Source organism: Saonia flava, assembly GCF_011927795.1.
Classification (GTDB): domain Bacteria; phylum Bacteroidota; class Bacteroidia; order Flavobacteriales; family Flavobacteriaceae; genus Saonia; species Saonia flava.
In genome coordinates, this window is the sequence record NZ_JAATJJ010000001.1 from 1,439,264 (window position 1) to 1,455,547 (window position 16,284).

Below are 16,284 nucleotides of genomic sequence, written 5' to 3' on the forward strand. Positions count from 1 at the left end.
TTTTCACGGGACTTTCACAATCTACTATATTTTAAAATATGCTAGAACAGTCCCGTACTTCTCTTAAAAAAGAAGTAGAAATAAAAACCGTTCCAGAAATATTGTTTTGTCATTCTATTATTAAACTTTGGCTAAGATAACAATTAAATTTAAAAATCAAGTTTTACTCCCTTTTTTTTGATTAATACAATTTCTGTTGAACTCTTTTGTAATACTTTTGATATGTAATTCTCTATTTTTGAAACAAATTAACAGCAATGTCTATCACCGTAAATAACATCACTAAAAGTTTTGGCAACCAAAAAGCTTTGGACAATATATCTTTTTCCATAAATAAAGGAGAAATTGTTGGGTTTTTAGGACCTAACGGAGCAGGAAAATCTACCCTGATGAAAATATTGACCACCTATAGTTTGGCGGATGAAGGAGAGGCTAAAATTAACGAGTTCGATGTTGTAAAAGACCAAAAAAATGTTCAAAAAAGTGTAGGTTATTTGCCAGAGCATAATCCCTTATATCTGGATATGTATGTTAAAGAATACTTTGGTTTTAATGCCGATGTTTACAAAACTGACAAAAAGAGAATAACAGAAGTCATAGAACAAACTGGATTATCGTCTGAAGCCCATAAAAAAATAGGACAGCTTTCCAAAGGGTATCGCCAACGTGTTGGTCTTGCGGCGGCATTGTTGCACAATCCGGAGGTTTTGATATTGGATGAGCCAACCACTGGATTGGACCCCAACCAATTATTGGACATAAGGAAATTGATAAAAGAAATTGGTAAGGAAAAAACAATTCTCTTATCCACTCACATAATGAAGGAAGTGGAAGCTGTCTGTGACCGCGTTATTGTAATTAACAAAGGTGCTCTAGTTGCCGACAAAAAACTGAAGGAATTACGAGAAACGGAAGAGCAGATTATTGAGGTTGAGTTTGATTATCGTGTGGAAGAACAATTATTACAGCAATTGCCCAATGTAGCAACAGTAAAAAATACTGGTGGTTTTATTTATGATATTACCTTTAATACCAATAAAGATATGCGACCTGCTGTGTTTGATTTTGCCCATGACAATAAACTAAAAACACTTCAGTTAAGCCGAAAAAATAAAAATTTGGAAAGTTTGTTTACGGAGTTGACCCAATAAAGTAATTAAATCCTTTTTAAATCAACATAATGGGCAATTGCGGCCAATACAAAATAACTTGCCAAAGCAGAAATTGTCAAAGCAATTACATTGTGGTTTGCAGGTAATACAAAAAGGTTTAAGTAATTAACCAACAACAAGAACACCACAAATATTATAGCTATATATTTCCCAATATTTGAAGTCGGTTTTGTTTTTTTTAAGTAGTACCATAGTCCTGCGGCCAATAAAATTGCTTCCAAAGCAAAAGTTAAAATTTTATTATTCCAGAGACCCAATCCCACTTTAGGCTCTCCATAAATCAATGGCAAATCTGGTGTATGCACCAATAAATCTGCAAACCAATGGGAAAGTACCGCCAAACCCATTATCAATGCAATACGTTTTTTAGTTTCCTTCTTTTTTGCAAAAACAAAATAATACAACGCATAAATCAGCCCGGCCCAAAGCATACTTGCAAGTAGCCCATGGGTATAGGGAAACTCCATTTTAAAATCGTTCACGGCAGTATATCTATCAATAAAAGTCAATTTTTCTAATCCAAGGACGACAAGAGGAAAAAACAAAATATCTACAAATTGGGTTGCTAAAAAAAGCATTCCCAATGAAGCATTTTTTTCCTTGCCCTTAAGCACAAAGGCAGCAGCATAATGGCCTACAAACATTACAAAAGGTATTGGTTACCATATAAAAATAAGGATTATATGTTCTAAATCAACTCTTCACAGTTTAAAATAAGAGTACTGATAACTTCATCCAATTCAGGCTGTACTTTTGGGTCCGTGCAATTTATCAATATAGAAAAAACCATTTGTTCTTCTGGATATATATAAAAATTAGAATACCCTCCCACACCATTGCCAACATGCCCGTAAAAAGGTCTTCCTGTTTTATCAAAACTAACCTGCCAACCCAAACCATAATAGGTAGGCTTCCCTTTTATTTTTTCTGAAGTCAAAAAATGGGAAAGAATAGCTTTATCCCCAGTTTTTTTATCCAAATAGGCCTGTCCCAACTTAGCAATATCTTCTGAGGTCGACAAAAATCCCCCACCAGCTAGTTTGTAAAAATTGTTCACACTAATAGATTCTCTAAAACCTAACTTAGTTTTGGTATAAAATGTGGTCAAATTGGAATGCTCATTCTTTATTTCAGAGAATGTATTGGTCATTCCCATTGGCTTCAAAACCTTTTCTTTTACATATTCTTCAAAAGGAATTCCACTTGCCTCTTGCATCGCCAAAGAAACCAAAACCCAATCAAAACTATTATACAAATAATCCGTTCCAGGTTGAAATACTAAATCATCCTCTTTAAAAATATCAATACTATCTTTTATGGAATATGCTTCGTTTAGCGCATATTCCTTTCCCCTGTATCCTCTTATTCCTGCCGTGTGATTAGCCAATTGTCGTATTGTAAAATCATATTTCTTTTTAGGAAAATAAGGTACGTAATCATAAAGTGAAGCATTCAAATCAATTATACCCTCTTCTACCATTTTGGCCAATGCCGTAGCCGCTATAGGCTTGGAAACACTTGCAATCCTAAAAATACTTTTTTGTGGGTCAATGAGTTCACCGGTATCCATGTTGGCATAACCATATCCTTTTTGAAATATGGTTTTTCCGTCCCTTAAAGCAGTAATTGCCAATCCCGGAACCTTGTCTTTATCCACCAGATCTTTTAAAAGTATATCTGCTTTTACCAACTCTTTAAGGTGATTATCTTCCCCTAAAATCTTCTTGGATACAATAAGATTTTTTAGATATGTAAAAATGGGATTCACTAATCCTTAAATATTAATTTTCCGCGATACAGCTCCTCAACTTCTACTTCTGAGGGACGATTATAACTTATAACATCTCCTGTCCCTCTAATAATGCCATTTATAGCTTGTTGTGGATTGACCAAAACATCATTGGATGCTCTATGGTTTATAGAAATTCTTTCAGCCATTAGACCTTCTGCTTCTATTCTAGAATCACCGGCTGCCAAATTCACAGCCAATCTACCGGTACTTCCTTTTAATTGAAAATATGCCAATCCATTAGATACAATTGAGACACTATTATTTTCCAATTCCAAATTAAAATGTCCATCTGTGGTATCCGCATTAGGATTTGAGAAGCTTTCAGAAAGCAAGTTTAAACTTGGGAAGGTCAATATTCCATCACTTTCAATCAGCAATCCCGTACTACTTCTAATTTCAGAAACATTGGGTGAAGTTACATACACTTTTGTTAAGCCATAATCCCTAACATAATTGCAACTATTTTCATTCCTGAGTACCAATCTACCTTCTTCAACTATTGCCGTTACATCATTTCTTAAAAACTCACCTGTTTCAATTTCTACTTTTTGAACTTCTCCTTGTTTAATGACCAGACCCACATTTTCAAATACCGTGATTTTTGAAAAATCTGGCATACTAACTTCCTCCCTAACTATTTTCCCAGCTTTTTGAAAGCAGTCTCCGGCATTTTCACTGTTACATGATATGAAAATAGTCATCAGTATTATAAAAATAGATTTCTCCTTTACTCTGGAAACGACATTCTGGTATATATTGTATCTATCTTTTAACATCTATGTCCTAAAATCTAATTCCTATTCCAAATTCAACTGCTTCAGCTTTGGCTCCATGTGATTTCAAGGTAATCGCTCCAAAGACCTTGTCACCAAAATAACGTTTTAATCCAATCCTATTGTATACTTGCCCCTCAAAATCAAATGGATAATAAATATAATACCCAAGCTGAGCTATCATGCTCATTTTATTAATAAACAATTCATGTCCCAGAAAAATTCCTGCTCTTTTGAAATCCTCGTCACCTGAAACATTCTGTTCTGGAAAAGCTATAGATTGATATTCTATCAACTCCTTTAAAAAATTAGAAAAGAAAACATCTGTTCCTATTTGAATAGCGCTTTTTCTTCCCAAACGTTTATCCGCATAGGCCGAAAAAATATAAAACCCATATTGGCCAGAATTTATTACATCACTTTCATTTAGACCTGTCCTTAAAACAAGATTTATTTTAATTGGCTCGGTAATTTTCTCTTTTGTAGGGTTTACCACATACGCCATTTCTTCACCACCTTCCAAATTATATACCATTCCAACATTTAGCGCCAATGTATTGGTAGAAGTATTGGGTGCCCTAAAATTAGCATTGGAATAATGAACTACCATTAAACCTGCCTTAAAACCCAAACCTTTAAAAACATTCTCTTTGTGGTAATTGAGCATAAGATAGGTAGAACTCAAAAAATCTGAACCAAAGGCATTATTCCTAAAATTGGTTTCCTTATCATAAGGATTAGTATTGTATGCAATTCCCTGACCCAATCTAAATTGGATGTTTCTCTTAAAAAAGTAAAAATTATAATGTACATATAGCCCTAGGTTTTTACCTAGAACAGAGTTATTATTATCTTGATATACAGCAGAGTACCCCAAATCTGGATAATTATATTCCTGTTCCCATTTCTTGGCTCCGTATGTTTTCCTACTGTAGCTAATAATGAAACCGCCAGGATGATTTGTTATTAAATGGGAAATATCTGGATTATGAAGTAAAATTGATCCGTAAAACTGATTAACATCAATAGTGCGTCCAGCTTTTTTTTCACTGTCTTGGGAAAAGCAAAAGACACCGATAAAAAGAAAGTACAAAAAGACCTTTAGATTCATGGAATGTAAAATTAGACAATTAAAAAAGCTCTCTAGCTATTGCCTTTACATTATCTGATTTTCCCATAGAATAATAATGCAGCACTGGAACACCAGCTTCTTTTAATTCTTTCGATTGTTGAATTGCCCACTCAATACCAACTTGTCGCACAGCTTTGTTATCTATACATGCATCCACGGCATCAATTAAATCCTGTGGCAAATCTATTTTAAATACTGGTGGAAGAATATTCAAATGCCTTTTTACCGCAATAGGTTTTATTCCTGGAATTATTGGAATATTAATTCCCATAGCTTTTGCAATTTCAACAAACTCAAAATACTTTTGGTTATCAAAAAACATTTGGGTCACAACATAATCTGCTCCTGCATCTACCTTTTCTTTTAATCTTTTTAAATCTGATTGTAAGGACGGTGCTTCCATATGCTTCTCAGGATAGCCAGCTACTCCAATGCAAAAATCGGGTAGATTATCCATCTCTATATCATCATGTAAATACTTGCCTTCATTTAAATTTTGCACTTGCGCTACTAGTTCCGAAGCATAAGTATGTCCTCCCTTGGTTGGTGTAAAATATTTTTCTTCTTTCATTGCATCCCCACGCAAGGCCATAATATTTTCAATGCCCAAATACTGACAATCGACCAACATATACTCTGTTTCTTCTTTGGTGAAACCACCACACAATACATGTGGGACTGTATCCACCCCATATTTGTGCTGTAAAGAGGCGCAAATACCTACCGTCCCAGGGCGCAAACGGGTCATTTTCTTATCCAAAAGCCCGTCTTTCTCTTTATATATATATTCCTCTCTTGATGTTGTTACATCAATAAAAGGAGGGTTAAACTCCATTAACGGGTCTATATTATCGTAGAGACTTTGGATATTTTTTCCCTTTACCGGTGGTACAATTTCAAAGGAAAACAAAGTTTCTCCTTTTGCTTTTTCTATATGATCGGTTACTTTCATTATTCTTTCGTCAATTTCTTTTTAATGGATTTATAGCTTTCTTCATATTCCCAATAAACCCATCTACCGTCTAAATAATCTATCAATATATATTTTTCGCTCAAAGATTTTATTCTTGACAAAGCTACCAACTTGTTTGAAAAATCTGCCGCTACTTCTTCCAATATCTCCTTATTATTCTCATCATACCCATGAGAAATCATATGGCTTCCTAAAGTTAATTCTATAAATTTCCCACTCATGATTCTGCAATATTAGGGGCCAACCATTTTGTAGCCATTTCCAAAGATATTCCTTTTCTAGTAGTAAAATCCTCCACTTGGTCCTGCGCTATTTTTCCTAATCCAAAATATTTGGATTCCGGGTTACCAAAATAATACCCACTGACACTTGCAGCAGGCCACATGGCCATGCTATCCGTTAACTCTACTCCTATTTTTCCTTTTACATCCAAAAGTTCCCAAATTGTCAATTTTTCCAAATGATCTGGACAAGCAGGGTATCCCGGGGCAGGGCGAATTCCTTTATATGACTCTCTTATTAAATCCTCATTACTTAAACCCTCATTTGCCGCATAACCCCAATGTTTGGTTCTCACTTCTTTATGCAAATATTCTGCAAAAGCCTCGGCCAATCTATCTGCCAACGCCTTGATCATAATGGAATTGTAATCATCCATATCTTTTTCATAAGCTGCTGCTAATTCTGCTATTCCAAATCCTGTAGACACGCAGAAAACACCCATATAATCTTGGATTCCAGACTCCTTTGGTGCTATAAAATCTGAAAGGGCTATGTTTGGCACCCCCTCTCTTTTCTTTAGTTGCTGACGAAGGGTTCTAAAAATTAGAGATTTTTTGCTTTCCTTCGAAAGGACTTCTATATCATCATCATTAATAGTATTGGCTTCGAACAAACCAAAAACAGCTTTCGCTTTTAATTGCTTTTTTTCTATAATGTTTTTAAGCATGGCTTGTGCATCAGCAAAAAGCTCCGTTGCTTGTTCCCCAACAACCTCATCTGTAAGAATAGCTGGATATTTACCATGCAATTCCCAACTTCTAAAGAAAGGTGTCCAATCTATAAAATCGACTAATTTTTTCAAGTCAAAATCTTCAATGACTTGGATTCCCAATTGGTTCGGTTTAATAATTTCGGCAACCTTCCAATCTAATTTTAATTTATTGGCACGCGCCTGATTTAAAGTGAGGTATTCTTTCTGTTTTCCCCTATTCAAAAATTTAGTCCTAAAATCATTATAATCCGCTTTAACGGATGTTTTATATGATTCCGAAGTCTCTTTTTGAAGCAAGTCGCCAACTACAGTTACCGCTCTAGATGCATCATTTACATGTACCACTGCATGTTGATATTGTGGGTCTATTTTTACCGCTGTATGTGCTTTACTGGTTGTTGCGCCCCCAATAAGCAATGGTACTCTAAATTTTTGACGTTCCATTTCTTTTGCCAAAAAGACCATTTCATCCAAAGACGGGGTAATCAATCCACTAAGCCCAATAATATCAACTCTCTCTTCTCTAGCTTTTGCAATAATTTTCTCCGGAGGTACCATTACACCCATATCAACAATTTCATAATTGTTACATGCCAAGACCACGCCAACAATGTTCTTTCCAATATCATGTACATCACCCTTAACCGTCGCCATTAGGATTTTACCAGCTGCTTCTGATTTTCCTTGTTTGGAGGCTTCAATGAAAGGCAATAAATAAGCCACCGCCTTTTTCATTACCCGAGCAGATTTCACCACTTGTGGTAAGAACATTTTTCCGCTACCAAACAAATCCCCCACCACATTCATTCCGGTCATTAAATGACCTTCAATCACTTCAATAGGTTGATCAACACTGGTTCTTGCCTCTTCTACATCTTCAACTATAAACTCATCTATCCCTTTTACCAAGGCTCGGGTAATTCTATTTTGAAGTGGCTCCTGTCGCCATGACATATCCACTTTACTTTCTTTTGTTGTGCCTACTACGGTTTCGGCAAACTCCAACAAACGTTCCGTAGCATCGTCTCTTCTATTCAGGATTACATCTTCAACATGCTCTAATAAATCTTTTGGAATATCATCATAAACTTCCAACATGGTTGGGTTTACAATTCCCATGTTCATACCCGCTTTTATTGCATGGTATAAGAATGCAGAATGCATTGCTTCTCGTACAGGATTATTTCCTCTAAATGAAAAAGAAACATTACTTACCCCTCCACTAACACTACAATAGGGAAGATTTTCCCTAACCCATTTTGTCGCTTTAATGAAATCTATGGCATTTAATTTGTGTTCATCCATTCCTGTTGCTACAGGGAAAATATTAAGGTCGAATATGATATCTTCAGGTGCAAAATTCACTTGATTAACTAAAATATCATAAGAACGCTTTGCAATTTCTATTCTACGCTCATAATTATCTGCCTGACCAACCTCATCAAAAGCCATAACAATAACCGCTGCCCCATATCTTTTAATAAGCTTCGCATGATGAATGAATTCTTCTTCTCCTTCTTTTAAGCTGATAGAATTCACCACACATTTACCCTGTACCACTTGAAGTCCGGCCTCAATAATTTCCCATTTAGAGCTGTCTATCATAATAGGAACTCTAGAAATATCCGGCTCGGAAACAATCAAGTTTAAAAACTTAACCATGGCTTCCTTTCCATCGATTAAGCCATCATCCATATTAATGTCAATAATCTGGGCTCCCCCTTCAACTTGATGCCGTGCAATTGCCAAAGCTTCATCAAACTTTTCTTCTTTTATCAACCGAAGAAACTTTCGAGAACCTGCTACATTGGTACGTTCTCCCACATTAATGAAATTGCTCTCTGGAGTAACGACTAGTGGCTCTAGACCGCTTAATTTTAAATATTTAGCTTTTATATTATCCATAAATGGATTCCTACCTATGCAGGAACAACAATTTTTCTAGGTTCATACTTGGCAACAACATCAACAATAGCCTTAATATGCTCTGGTGTTGTTCCGCAACATCCTCCAACAATATTTACTAAACCTTTTTCTGCATACTCTTTAATCTGCGCTGCCATTTGCTCCGGGGTTTCATCGTACTCTCCAAAAGCATTGGGCAAGCCAGCATTAGGATGTGCAGATACCGCATTATCAGTTTTTGATGCTAAAACCTCTAAATGGGGTACTAACTGACTGGCGCCCAAAGCACAATTAAACCCCACTGATAAAATTGGGATATGGGATACCGATATTAGAAAAGCTTCTGCTGTTTGACCTGACAATGTTCTCCCCGATGCATCTGTAATAGTGCCGCTGACCATAATAGGCACGTCTATATTTCTTTCTTCTCGCACCTCATCGATGGCGAATAATGCAGCTTTGGCATTTAGTGTGTCAAAAATAGTTTCCACTAATAATATATCTGCCCCTCCATCCAACAAAGCTTCAACTTGTTGTTTGTAAGCAACACGTAATTCTTCAAAGGACACAGCTCTATAACCAGGATCATTTACATCTGGGGACATGCTGGCCGTTTTATTGGTCGGGCCTATGCTACCTGCAACAAAACGTGGTTTATTAGGGTTCTTTGCTGTATACTCATCCGCAACTTTTTTTGCTATTCTAGCAGATTCATAATTAAGTTCATATACCAAATCTTCCATGTGGTAGTCGGCCATGGCAATGGTAGTACCCGAAAAAGTATTGGTTTCAATAATATCTGCTCCAACATCCAAATAAGCCCTATGTACATCTGCAATGGCCTCGGGTTGAGTTAAAGAAAGTAAATCATTATTACCTTGCAATGGATGTTCCCAATCCTTAAATCGCTCACCACGAAAATCTTCTTCATTGAATTTATAGCGCTGTAACATGGTACCCATGGCCCCATCCAATACTAAAATTCGTCTGTTTAATTCTTCTCTAATCTTACTCATAACTACTTGTTTGAAAGAATACCTTATTGGTTGTCTTTAAAACGAATGCAAAGAAACGGCACTCCTTAACCAATTGCAAGAAATGTGTGTTCCGTAACTTAATTGCAATAAAAAAGCCTTTCAACCAAAATGGTGAAAGGCTTTTATCATTTTTTTAAATTTTTAAACAATACTTTGCACCACTTCTTTTTTAGCTTCCTTTTTAGATCCATCAAATCCTTCTACACCTCCCACAGTTGTATATTTCATTACAAACTTTTTGTTTGGGTTAATGATTTGATACGCAAACTGACACATGACGGCTGCTTCATGGAAACCAGAAAGAATCAACTTTAATTTTCCTGGATATGTATTCACATCACCGATAGCAAAAACACCTGGGATGTTTGTTTGATAATCCTTTGCATTATTTACTTTAATGGCGTTCTTTTCGATCTCTAACCCCCAATCACCAATAGGGCCTAATTTTGGAGAAAGTCCAAATAGAGGTATAAAATTATCAACCTCCAAAAGTACATCTTCTACATCTGCCTCTGTGCTTTTAATTAACACAGAATTTAGCTTATCCGTTCCGTGTAGTTCTTTCACCTCAGCTTTGGTATACAGTTTAATCTTACCCAACTTAGCCAATTCTGATGCTTTTTCAACTGAATCCAAAGCTCCTCTAAATTCATTTCTACGGTGGACCAAAGAAACCTCTGAAGCAACATCAGCCAAGAATATGGCCCAATCCAAAGCAGAATCACCACCACCAGCAATGACCACTTTTTTATCACGGTACACTTCTGGGTCTTTAATAATGTATGCGATTCCTTTATCCTCAAAATCTACAATATTGGAAATCTGAGGTTTACGCGGTTCAAAAGAACCCAATCCTCCAGCAATAACAACAACTGGAGCTTGATGCTTAGTGCCTTTGTTTGTGGTCACAATAAATGAACCATCTTCCTGCTTATCCAATGTTTCAGCTCGTTCACCCAATGTATACCCAGCTTCAAATGGTTTTATTTGCTCCATTAATTTATCAACCAAACCACCCGCCAATATTTCCGGATATGCCGGAATATCATAAATGGGTTTTTTTGGATAAATCTCTGAACATTGTCCACCTGTTTGCGGTAATGCATCGATTAAATGACATTTTAACTTTAACAATCCTGCTTCAAAAACGGTAAACAAACCCGTTGGTCCCGCTCCTATTATAAGTATATCTGTTTTAATCATTTCTTCTACTATTTGAATCTGATGTAGATTCTCACTTTCTAATTATTAACTAATTCTATTTGACAGAAATTCTTGTTGTATCTGTACGATCTGTTCTCTATGCCTTACAACTTCTCCTATTACAATTATTGCCGGATTGGACAAATTTCGGGATTCCACAACTTCTAATATGGAACTAATGTTGCCAATCCCTATTTTTTCTTCATTTGTTGTACCACTTTGAATAACTGCCACTGGAGTTTCTGATTTTCCTTCTGATATAAATAATTCAACAATTTCTGGCAATTTGGACATTCCCATTAAAATAATCACCGTGGCACTTGATTTTGCTGCCAAAGACACATCTTTTGAAAGCTTATGCTCCTTATTGGTGCCAGTAATAACCCAGAAACTTTCGGATGCACCTCTTTTGGTTACAGGAATATTTTGTGAAGCCGGTACAGCTACAGATGACGAAATTCCGGGCACCATTGCAACTTCTAGACCATGTTCAGCGGCATAAAGCATTTCTTCCGATCCCCGACCAAAAACAAATGGGTCTCCACCTTTAAGGCGAACTACGTGACCATGTGTTTGGGCTTTGGCCACTATCAATTCATTGATTTGTTCTTGTTGGTATGCATAACAGCCTTTTCTTTTGCCAACAAATATCTTTTCAGCATTTTGAGCAAAATCTAAAAGCTCTGGATTCACCAAAGCATCATACAAAACCACATTGGCATCTTGTAGGGCTTTGACACCTTTAAGGGTGATCAATTCCGCATCGCCGGGTCCAGCACCAACCACCGTCAATTTCCCTCTGCTATAATATGATTTCTTGTTATTATCCAAAACTATTTATCAGCTACAAGTTCCAATTGTCTAAAAGACTCCAATTTTGCAAGTACCTGCTTTGCATCTTCTAAATAAGATTTTGCAAAAACTTCAGTAGGCTCATTCTTATTTAATTGAAGCACTAATTCAGTAAATGTACCAATAAAATCAATTTTTTCCGACTCTACAAAGGTTGTATCAAAATCTTTGATGATACCTGCATGTGTATTGGTTTTTACATTTTCAGCAGTTAATAAGGCTTTCGCAGAATTCACCATGGATGTATACGAATAATATATACTGGCAGCCCATTTTTGCTCCTTTATTGCCTCTTCCGCATTTTCAATTTTTTCCTGACTTTCAAAAAATAATGTTGCAATTAAATCGATTACAACGCCTGCACACTCTCCAATACCAATTTCTTTCTTATATTTTTCCGTTGTACCCCAATCAATAAAATCTTCTGGAGTCAAATTATCAACATCTGTCAAGACCTTTAGGATATCATAAAAATAATGCTCCCCTTTTTCAGCATAATAATCCACAAAAGAAGCTCCATTTCCATTTGCTTCAAAATCATTTAATATCAATCGTAATGCCTGTGGCCCTCTTTTGCTTGGAATTTTCACCACTTTGTCAGCAAAACGTCCTTGGCCATTTCCAAGATTTCCACCGCCCAACAACACCTGAAGCGCTGGCGCAACCAATTTATCCTTGGTACGTACCGACATTCCTTGAAAACCAATATTTGCCATATTATGTTGTCCGCAAGCATTCATGCATCCACTGATTTTAATCACCACATCTGGGTTATTTATGTACTGTGGATACTCCGCTTTTATTACTTTTTCCAACTCATCTGCAATTCCAGTACTACTGGAAATCCCCAAATTACACGTATCAGTTCCTGGGCAAGCAGTAATATCCAATGCCTTGTTATAACCGGCTTCAACAAATCCCAATTTTTCCAATTCCACATAGAAAAAAGGAATCAATTCCTCTTTTACATATGGTATCAAAATATTCTGTCTCAATGAAAGTCGAAGTTCACCAGCAGCGTATTTCTCTACCAATCTAGCTAATTCTCTAGCTTTATCAGTATAAAAATCTCCCAGTAGAACTTTGATTCCAATAGCTACATAACCTTCTTGTTTTTGAGGCACAAGATTGGTCGCTTTCCATTGCTCAAAAGCCTTTGTATTTTGAACCTCTACTGATGGCGTTTCTATATTGGCCACTTTAACCTGTGGATAGCTCTCATAATGGATTGGGTATGTTTTTACGGGTACCGCCTTTTGTTCCGCTTCCAACAATTCCTTAAATCCATCCAACCCTATATCTTTTAACAAGAATTTCATTCTTGCTTTGGCCCTACTTTTACGTTCTCCATATCTATCAAACACCCGAACAACACCATCCATTAAGGGAATAATCTTATCCGTAGGCAAAAAGCTATACAACTCATCTGCATGTCTAGGTTGAGAGCCCAAACCACCGCCCAACATTACTTTAAAACCTCTTACACCATTTTCGATTTTAGCAATAAAGCCAAGGTCGTGCATATAAGAAAGTCCAGTATCTGCATCACTTGATGAAAAAGAAACTTTAAATTTCCTTCCCATTTCCTGACTGATAGGGTTTCTTAAAAAGTACTCAAACAATGCATGGGCATAGGGAGAAACATCAAAAGGCTCGTCTACATCTATCCCAGCTGTTTCACTGGCCGTTACATTTCTTACAGTATTCCCACAGGCCTCACGAAGGGTAACATCATCTTTTTCCAGCTCCGCCCAAAGCTCTGGAGTACGGTTTAGATCCACATAATGTATTTGAATATCTTGACGTGTGGTAATATGCAATCTACCTCTAGAATATTCATCGGAAACATCACAAATACGTAATAATTGCTTGGACTTTACTTTTCCATAAGGCAATTTAATACGAATCATTTGCACACCTTCTTGACGCTGACCGTACACACCTCTTGCCAAACGCAAGCTCCTGAATTTTTCCTCATCCAATTTCCCATCATGAAACTGACGGATTTTGGCCTCTAATTCTATAATATCCTTTTGGACAATTGGATTCTCTATTTCTGTTCTAAAACTTTGCATCTTATCTTATTGTAAATGAATTCCACATTCTCTATTTTCTAAGGCCTTAATTGGGTCAAAATAAGTATGATTTTTAGGCAGCCCATTCTTACACAACAAAGCATCTAATTCACCATCAGTCCAATAATAAAATGGGCTCACTTTTAAAATACCTTCTTTGCTATAGCTCAAAATATCCTTAGAGTTTCTATATTCTGTTTTCCTAACCCTAATATTGGTAAACCAAAGATCTGGCTGGTGTTTCTTTAAAGCCCTTCTAAATGGTTCCAACTTAACAATTTCCGAAAATTCCTTATGTTTAGGATCTTTAATATCAGGCAAGCCAAGCCTAAACTCAGTAAATGCTCTAGATTCCTTTGGGACATATACATTTAAATTAAGTTTAAAACGACTTATCAACATACTTGCATGCTCATAAGTTTCTGGCAAATTATATCCAGTATCGCACCATACCACATTGATATTACTGTCTTTTCGATTGAAAGTACTCAACAATACAGCTGAGTATTTCCCAAAACTAGTTGTTACAATTCGCTTTTCTGATAGTTTCAGAGCCCAATCAATAATTTCATCAGGTGTACTATCTTTGAGCTTTTTATTCCAATAAGACAAATCAATATTCTTAATGTCATCTATTGGATTTTCTGTAACAGTATTCTTTGAGGAAGAATTAATCAAAGTACCATTTTCAATTTTAAAACTAAGCTTATCCTCTCCGTAGTTATTATTTTTCAAAATATAATATTTTTATCCTATAGACTTAATAGAGTATTCAAAAATACATCTTTTATTTATATATAGACGTTAAAAGCATCAGAATATTACCTTTATCCTATAGTTTTAGTAGATTAATAGAAAAACTAACCTATTTTTAATAATATGAAAACAAAAAAAGTTAGGATATTAAGTCTTGTAAGGCAGTATTGCGGTAGACTGTCAATGCGCTGTCTCTTACAGCAATCATAAGTTTGTGAACCGAGCACTTATTTTCGTCCGGGCAATCATCACATTTTTCATAGTAGTTTAGACTTACACATGGTACCATGGCAATAGGCCCTTCCAGTACCCTAATAACCTCTGTCATTTGAATTTCGGAAGGCCTTTTAATAAGATAATAACCTCCACCCTTTCCTTTTTTAGAGCTTAAAAATCCTGTTCTCCGCATCGAAAGCAAGATGCTCTCCAAAAATTTTTGTGAAATGTTCTCATGTTTAGCAATTTCAGCAATCTGAACAGGTCTATTTTCTTCTTGTCCAGCTAAAAACGCCAGTGCTTTTATTCCGTATTTCGTCTTTTTGGAGAGCATATGGCTAATATAAGTATTTCTCTTAAATCCTATAAGACAAGCATACTCTCTTTTAGGAATGCAATGTTAGCTCCATCATAATATTGCTTCTCTTATATTCTGTATGTCCATCCAAAGGGACTTCAACAAATCCATACTTTCTATATATATGAATAGCATTCTCTAAAATTATATTGGAATATAATATTAATTTATCCCAAGGCTGTTGTTTAGCAAATTGAATGCAGAATTGAAGTAGTTGTTGACCAATTTTGTAGCCTCTATATTTTGGGGAAACGCCCATTTTTCCCATTTCATAAACACCTTCTTTAACTTTTATCAAAGCAAAAGTACCCACAATTTCCTCTTCTATCTTTGCAAAAAAGATATGCCCCCCTGGGTAGATAATAGACTCTTTACAGTTTAATAAAAGTTTTCTATCCTGTGGCTCTACTTCAAAATATTTTTCTATCCACTCCAAATTTAACTCTGCAAAATTAACGGCATATCTATCCTCAAAAGGCACGATCTGAAGTTTCTGCATTTTTAATGATTTTTTAATTTTGAAAGTATTCTTTTACTTAATGATTTTGCTTCCAGTTTTAATTCAATTTCATAGAGCATGTCAACAAGACTATTGGCACTCACTTGAGTCAATGTTTTAGCCTCTTCATTTATAACTTTCCAAATAGGTTTTAATAACATATTTACCTCTTCCCCTTTCTTTGTTATATATAATAGTTTTTTTCTACCATCATTCTGATCAATCTTAGATGAAACATAACCCAATTTTGATAGTTTCCCTATGGCCTGAGTTATAGCGGGCTGGGTATACCTTAATGCTTCCTGAATGTATGATGTTGTGGTCTCTTGATTATCTATAATAGTTTTAAAGATTGGGAATAAATAAGGATCAAAATCTACTTTCATCTCATCATATACTATTTGCGTTTCCCTGGCTATATAACCACTCAACCTTTTTAGTCTTGACCCAATTCCTAATTCCAAAAAGTGTAAAAATTTATCTTCCATAAGTATTTATATAATTACTTATGTAAATATATACAATTGATTTGATATTACCAAAGACA

16 protein-coding genes are annotated in these 16,284 nt (G+C 35.7%); 1 reads left to right on the top strand and 15 read right to left on the bottom strand.

The genetic code is table 11. The features are described 5' to 3' along the window. The first annotated feature begins 257 nt into the window (after positions 1 to 257). A complete protein-coding gene (gene gldA, locus GGR42_RS06425; protein WP_167962045.1) occupies positions 258 to 1,151 on the top strand; it encodes a gliding motility-associated ABC transporter ATP-binding subunit GldA in 894 nt (297 codons plus the stop codon). Between the two features lie 5 nt (positions 1,152 to 1,156). Here the strand turns inward: gldA and GGR42_RS06430 are convergent, their stop codons facing one another. From GGR42_RS06430 to GGR42_RS06500, 15 genes are all read right to left on the bottom strand, one after another. Beyond that, the gene (locus GGR42_RS06430) at positions 1,157 to 1,816 is read right to left on the bottom strand and encodes a hypothetical protein (protein ID WP_167962047.1); all 660 of its coding nucleotides are present in this window, start codon (positions 1,814 to 1,816) and stop codon (positions 1,157 to 1,159) included. A 44-nt stretch (positions 1,817 to 1,860) separates the two neighbouring features. Then, positions 1,861 to 2,940: a serine hydrolase domain-containing protein gene (locus GGR42_RS06435; protein WP_317169672.1), complete on the bottom strand. Its 1,080-nt coding sequence runs from the start codon at positions 2,938 to 2,940 to the stop codon at positions 1,861 to 1,863. Then, positions 2,940 to 3,740, bottom strand: coding sequence for a head GIN domain-containing protein (locus GGR42_RS06440; protein WP_167962049.1), 801 nt, complete (start codon positions 3,738 to 3,740; stop codon positions 2,940 to 2,942). Before GGR42_RS06440 ends, GGR42_RS06435 begins: the two co-directional genes overlap by 1 nt. Positions 3,741 to 3,747: 7 nt before the next feature. Continuing rightward, a complete protein-coding gene (locus tag GGR42_RS06445; RefSeq protein WP_167962051.1) occupies positions 3,748 to 4,848 on the bottom strand; it encodes an acyloxyacyl hydrolase in 1,101 nt (366 codons plus the stop codon). A gap of 19 nt (positions 4,849 to 4,867) precedes the next feature. Continuing rightward, positions 4,868 to 5,821, bottom strand: coding sequence for a methylenetetrahydrofolate reductase [NAD(P)H] (gene metF, locus GGR42_RS06450; RefSeq protein WP_167962053.1), 954 nt, complete (start codon positions 5,819 to 5,821; stop codon positions 4,868 to 4,870). Beyond that, positions 5,821 to 6,063, bottom strand: a complete 243-nt coding sequence (locus GGR42_RS06455; RefSeq protein WP_167962055.1) for a hypothetical protein — start codon at positions 6,061 to 6,063, stop codon at positions 5,821 to 5,823. Before GGR42_RS06455 ends, metF begins: the two co-directional genes overlap by 1 nt. Then, positions 6,060 to 8,741, bottom strand: a complete 2,682-nt coding sequence (metH, locus tag GGR42_RS06460; RefSeq protein WP_167962057.1) for a methionine synthase — start codon at positions 8,739 to 8,741, stop codon at positions 6,060 to 6,062. Before metH ends, GGR42_RS06455 begins: the two co-directional genes overlap by 4 nt. Positions 8,742 to 8,755: 14 nt before the next feature. Beyond that, positions 8,756 to 9,757, bottom strand: a complete 1,002-nt coding sequence (locus GGR42_RS06465; protein ID WP_167962059.1) for a homocysteine S-methyltransferase family protein — start codon at positions 9,755 to 9,757, stop codon at positions 8,756 to 8,758. Between the two features lie 162 nt (positions 9,758 to 9,919). Beyond that, on the bottom strand, positions 9,920 to 10,981 hold the full coding sequence (locus GGR42_RS06470) for an NAD(P)/FAD-dependent oxidoreductase (RefSeq protein ID WP_167962061.1): 1,062 nt from the start codon (positions 10,979 to 10,981) through the stop codon (positions 9,920 to 9,922). A 45-nt stretch (positions 10,982 to 11,026) separates the two neighbouring features. Next, on the bottom strand, positions 11,027 to 11,812 hold the full coding sequence (cobA, locus tag GGR42_RS06475; RefSeq protein ID WP_167962063.1) for a uroporphyrinogen-III C-methyltransferase: 786 nt from the start codon (positions 11,810 to 11,812) through the stop codon (positions 11,027 to 11,029). A gap of 2 nt (positions 11,813 to 11,814) precedes the next feature. After that, complete coding sequence (locus GGR42_RS06480) at positions 11,815 to 13,908, bottom strand: HEPN domain-containing protein (protein ID WP_167962065.1); 2,094 nt, start codon at positions 13,906 to 13,908, stop codon at positions 11,815 to 11,817. A gap of 6 nt (positions 13,909 to 13,914) precedes the next feature. Continuing rightward, positions 13,915 to 14,643: a phosphoadenosine phosphosulfate reductase domain-containing protein gene (locus tag GGR42_RS06485; protein WP_245201405.1), complete on the bottom strand. Its 729-nt coding sequence runs from the start codon at positions 14,641 to 14,643 to the stop codon at positions 13,915 to 13,917. Between the two features lie 160 nt (positions 14,644 to 14,803). Continuing rightward, positions 14,804 to 15,214: an RrF2 family transcriptional regulator gene (locus tag GGR42_RS06490; RefSeq protein WP_167962067.1), complete on the bottom strand. Its 411-nt coding sequence runs from the start codon at positions 15,212 to 15,214 to the stop codon at positions 14,804 to 14,806. A gap of 52 nt (positions 15,215 to 15,266) precedes the next feature. Further along, the gene (locus GGR42_RS06495; RefSeq protein WP_167962069.1) at positions 15,267 to 15,737 is read right to left on the bottom strand and encodes a GNAT family N-acetyltransferase; all 471 of its coding nucleotides are present in this window, start codon (positions 15,735 to 15,737) and stop codon (positions 15,267 to 15,269) included. 2 nt (positions 15,738 to 15,739) lie between these two features. Beyond that, positions 15,740 to 16,225, bottom strand: coding sequence for a MarR family winged helix-turn-helix transcriptional regulator (locus GGR42_RS06500; protein WP_167962071.1), 486 nt, complete (start codon positions 16,223 to 16,225; stop codon positions 15,740 to 15,742). Positions 16,226 to 16,284 lie beyond the last annotated feature (59 nt).